General features: G+C 34.0%; 1 protein-coding gene. It reads right to left on the bottom strand.

Going from position 1 to position 2,314, the window contains the following annotated elements; genetic code table 11:
- Positions 1-781: 781 nt before the first annotated feature.
- Positions 782-2,086: an argininosuccinate lyase gene (gene argH / locus NK356_RS23975; protein ID WP_253318241.1), complete on the bottom strand. Its 1,305-nt coding sequence runs from the start codon at positions 2,084-2,086 to the stop codon at positions 782-784.
- Between the last annotated feature and the right edge of the window lie 228 nt (positions 2,087-2,314).

The raw sequence follows: 2,314 nt of genomic DNA, 5'->3' as shown, positions 1-2,314 counted from the left end.
CAAAGACGCAAAAGAAATTTATAAACTTTATGTTGTAAGGCGCAAAGATTTTATCTCCGATAAAATTTTATGCAGCATACTTTCAAAAGTTGAAAATATACCTTAAAACTAATTGGGAGTAAGTCCTTTTATTTTTAAACCATTAAGAGTTTTTAAGTGGTGAAGAATTATTAAGGAATTCGCAAGCGAATTTTAAATCGAATTTTAAAGCTTGACGGCTAAAAAAATCACAGATTTTCTTAACTTCCCTTCAAGTCTTTATTTTCCTTAATGGTTCAATTTATCAATCATCAAAGTCAAAGAGCGGAATTACAATCAAGCCATTAAGAATTGATCTGGAATAATTCTTCTATTTTAAACTCATTATTAATTCCTATTTCAATTGCTGAAAATCTTTGATTTTCTTGCGTCTTGAAATAAGATGAATCATTATTATTTTGCGCCTTTGCGTTTTCCAACAGACTTTTTTCTGATCTTTTATTTTATTAGAAAAACGCAAAGACGCAAAAGAAATTTATAAACTTTATGTTGTAAGGCGCAAAGATTTTATCTCCGATAAAATTTTATGCAGCAGATTTAATCTCAATTTCCAACCATAATCATTTTAAAGATCAATCATCAAAGTCAAAGAGCGGAATTACAATCCAGCCATCAAGATCACTTAAGCAATTAAGATTTATTAAAGATTAAGGTTCACAACGAAAAGACAGCAGGCTAAAAAATTATTTTTAGAACTTCTACTGATATTGCCTAAGTTTTGATGACCTTAATGACTTAGATTCTAACCCAATAATTTATTTTTCAGTTTATTGAACTGATATTCTATTTTATCCAGGCAAAGATTTCCGATACTTCCCTGGTGGGTATGTTCAAGATTTCCAGGCTCAAATTCAAACTCGTTGTTTTCAATTTCCTGCCCCACTTTTACATAAGCATCACGGAATGAACTTCCGTTTTTCACTTCTTCATTGATCTTTTCTACACTGAAAAGATATTTATACTTTTCATCTTCCAGAATTCCGTCTTTTACCTGAATATTGGGTAAAGTATAGCTTAAGATTTCCAGACATTCCTTTAAAGAATCTATTGCCGGGAAAAGTATCTCTTTCGTCAACTGTACATCTCTGTGATAACCGGAAGGCAGATTACTTGTCAAAAGAATCAATTCGTTGGGAAGTGACTGGATTCTGTTGCATCGTGCACGAACCAACTCAAAGATATCCGGATTCTTTTTATGAGGCATAATGCTGCTCCCTGTGGTAAATTCCTTTGGAAAGCTAATAAAGTCAAAATTCTGACTTAAATACAGGCAAACATCATAAGCAAATTTTCCAAGCGTTCCTGCTAAAGTAGCCATTGCCATTGACAGCATTTTTTCCGACTTTCCACGGGTCATCTGAGCATATACCGAATTATAATTCATCGACTGGAAGCCTAGATTATAAGTGGTACTTTCACGATTGATTGGAAAAGATGAACCATAACCAGCCGCCGATCCTAATGGATTTTTATTAATGATATTCTTTACGGAAAACAGCATTTCCACATCATCCAAAAGCGCTTCGGCATAAGCTCCAAACCACAATCCAAATGATGAAGGCATCGCAATCTGCAAATGGGTATATCCCGGAAGCAGAACGTTTTTATGCTGATCTGCCAGTTGAATTAAAATCTGAAAAAACTCGTCTGTAAGCGCTGTAATTTCACGGATTTCATCCAATAAGTACAATTTTATATCCAGTAAAACCTGATCATTTCGTGATCTTGCTGTATGGATTTTCTTTCCTGTATCGCCTAATTCTTCAATGAGAATGGCTTCTACCTGAGAATGGATATCCTCAGCATCTTTATCAATTTCAAAACTACCTTCTTCAATTTTATTTAAAATACTGTTCAAGACAGATAACATCTGTTCTGATTCTTCCTTTGTAATAATTCCGGTTTCTGCCAGCATTTTGCAATGGGCCATAGAACCTTTCACGTCATATTTCGCTAAACGTTCGTCAAAGTCAAGGTCTTTACCGACTGTAAAGTTATTGACTAATATATTGGTGGCAAGGTCATCCTTCTGCCATATTTTTTTCATATTCTCTGATTTAAAATACTGATGGGTTTTGACAAGCCCGGCAAGGCAATCCTTATTACTATTAACTATAAAAAAACATTTCCTTATGTAAAGCCTTCATTTCTAATTTTCTTTTTGCATAAATCTTATTAAAAACTAAACTTATAGTGCCTGCCGGGCGGAGTCAAAACATATATTGGGCTGAAAGCCTGAGGCTGGAAGCCGGAAGCTAATAACATACTGCAATAA

It is taken from the genome of Chryseobacterium sp. S0630, from assembly GCF_024158915.1.
In the GTDB taxonomy this organism is placed as follows: Bacteria; Bacteroidota; Bacteroidia; order Flavobacteriales; family Weeksellaceae; genus Chryseobacterium.
This window is presented reverse-complemented; position numbering and strand designations above follow the sequence as displayed.

Bases quoted from the DNA above. Each gene is read 5' to 3' on its own strand.
- argH (WP_253318241.1), bottom strand. From the start codon at position 2,086: ATGAAAAAAATATGGCAGAAGGATGACCTTGCCACCAATATATTAGTC.